The sequence below is a fragment of the Floricoccus tropicus genome (assembly GCF_001832905.1).
In the GTDB taxonomy this organism is placed as follows: Bacteria; Bacillota; Bacilli; order Lactobacillales; family Streptococcaceae; genus Floricoccus; species Floricoccus tropicus.
On record NZ_MKIR01000014.1, the window covers coordinates 1 to 2314 of the forward strand.

Here is a 2314-nt window from a genome sequence, read left to right on the forward strand (position 1 = left end):
CTATCTGAATCTGAGTCGCTGTCGCTATCTGAGTCGCTATCGCTGTCTGAATCTGAGTCTGAATCGCTATCGCTATCGCTATCTGAGTCTGAATCGCTGTCGCTGTCTGAGTCTGAGTCGCTGTCGCTGTCTGAATCTGAGTCGCTATCGCTGTCTGAGTCGCTATCGCTATCTGAGTCTGAATCGCTGTCGCTATCTGAGTCGCTGTCGCTATCTGAATCTGAGTCGCTGTCGCTGTCTGAATCTGAATCGCTGTCGCTATCTGAGTCTGAATCGCTATCGCTGTCTGAGTCAGGATCTTCAGGAACTACAGCTATATCTGAAGGCTCACTAGTAATTTTGTCCCCATTGTCTTTTTTCTTAGAAGATTCAACTGTGAATGTATCACCTGATTTGGTTCCTTCTGGTAAATCAGTTATATAATTTCCATCCTCATCAGCAGTTGTAGTTCCTACGACTTCTCCAGCAGAATCTTTGATAGTTATTGTTGTTCCAGCATCAGCATTACCAGAGATTTTATAACCACCTTCAGCCTTACTTCCATTAATACCAGCAGTTGGTTTTTTTAATTTTTCATCAGTTGATGACTCTTTTACTGTTATTATAATTTTAGTATTTTCTGTTACTGAACCAGATAATTCTTTATCTGCCGAAACAAATTCATAACCAGGAATGTTCTTATCAACTTTATATTCATCTTTATATTTTTGGGTAATCTTTTTAACGATTGGGTTCCCATCGTCTCCGAGAATAGGATTACCAGCTTCATCTTTATATTCGACATCTATAGTGTATTCATTACGATTAAACACATATTGAATTTTTTTGTCACTATCAAATACTCCATTTGGAGAATCTCCTTTTGTTGTTTTAGAGAAAGTATATCCATTGATTTTTACAGAGTTAGGATCTTCTTTTGAAAAGGCGTCATAAGATGAACCAGATTCATTTTTATCAAATATAATACTGTCTTTAATCTTGTTACCCTCTTCATCAACAAATTCAATTTCTAAAGAGTATGGGATAATAACTTTGATATGAGCATTATTCGTTTGAATGACATTAGGAGTACCCGGTTTTCCGTCTTTGTCCTTTGTTTGAATTGTAATGATTGCAAAATAATCTGCATCATCTGATTCTTGCGCGTTTGTAATATTTAAAATACCACCAGTTTGGCCGTCAATTTTTGTAGTTACACCATTTTTTGTTTTAAACCACTCAACTGACGTACCTTCCGCTAAATCACCAGTATTTGTACCACCTATAGGAACTTTGAGGTCTTTTCCTTTATATACTGTGTCATCTTTTAGACCACCACCAACTTCAAACGTATCGTGAGCTTTAAGGATTGAACCATCACTGTTTTTATAAGTACCTGTTACAGTTACATTTCCTGACTTACCAGGTATAGCTGTAATTTTACCAAATTCGTCAACTGTAGCAGCATCACCACTAGTGATTTCCCATTTGATCCATTCACCAGTTGCATTAGGATTACTTGTTTGACCAGTGACTTGTGTTGATTGACCAGCAGGTTTACCATCAGAACCTTTTAAATTATTAAAAAGATATTTATCTTTTACTTTAACTTCAACACTTTCAGTATTTACAGCTTCTGTGTAATTAACCTTGATGACATTAGACCATAGAGTAGGGAAAAATGGGATTTTAATCTGACCAGCAAGTGGATCATAAAATTCTACTCTTTGTTGATAATAAACAGTTCCTTTTGTACTGCTACTTACTTCTAATTCTGGTTTCCATGATCCCTTATCATATGTACCAAAACCACCTGTCCCTAAAACGGGTTTCCAGTTTTTTCCATCGGTAGAAGTGTACCAAACGTAATATTTTGATTGAGGAATAATCCCACGTATTGCATCAATACCTGGGTCAGCATATAGCTTTGTTTTTTTACCTACTTCAACGTTTCTATCAGGATAAACTGTATCGTAACCTGGTTTTGTCCAAATAAAACCAAATATCTTATCTGAATCTTTTACTTCAGTAGGTGTTCCTTTTGGAGTAACCGTAGGAGCATCCGCTGCAAGTGCATTAACTTCTTTTTTATCTTTTGGTGTTAATACTGGATTAGTTGATTCAAGTTTTTCAGCACCATCTTCTTTAACAGGTAATTTCTTATCATCTGCCTTAGTTTCAGGTGTCTCTACTGGTTTAGTAGTGTCTTCTGTCTTAGTTTCAGGTGTTTCTATTGGTTTAGTAGTGTCTTCTATCTTAGTTTCAGGTGTCTCTACTGGTTTAGTAGTGTCTTCTGTCTTAGTTTCAGGTGTTTCTACTGGTTTAGTAGTATCTT

General features: G+C 36.4%; 1 protein-coding gene. It reads right to left on the minus strand.

What is annotated here, in order from left to right; genetic code table 11:
• The coding region (locus BG261_RS11560) for a MucBP domain-containing protein (RefSeq protein ID WP_193790147.1) at positions 1 to 2314 on the minus strand (2314 nt) is incomplete at both ends.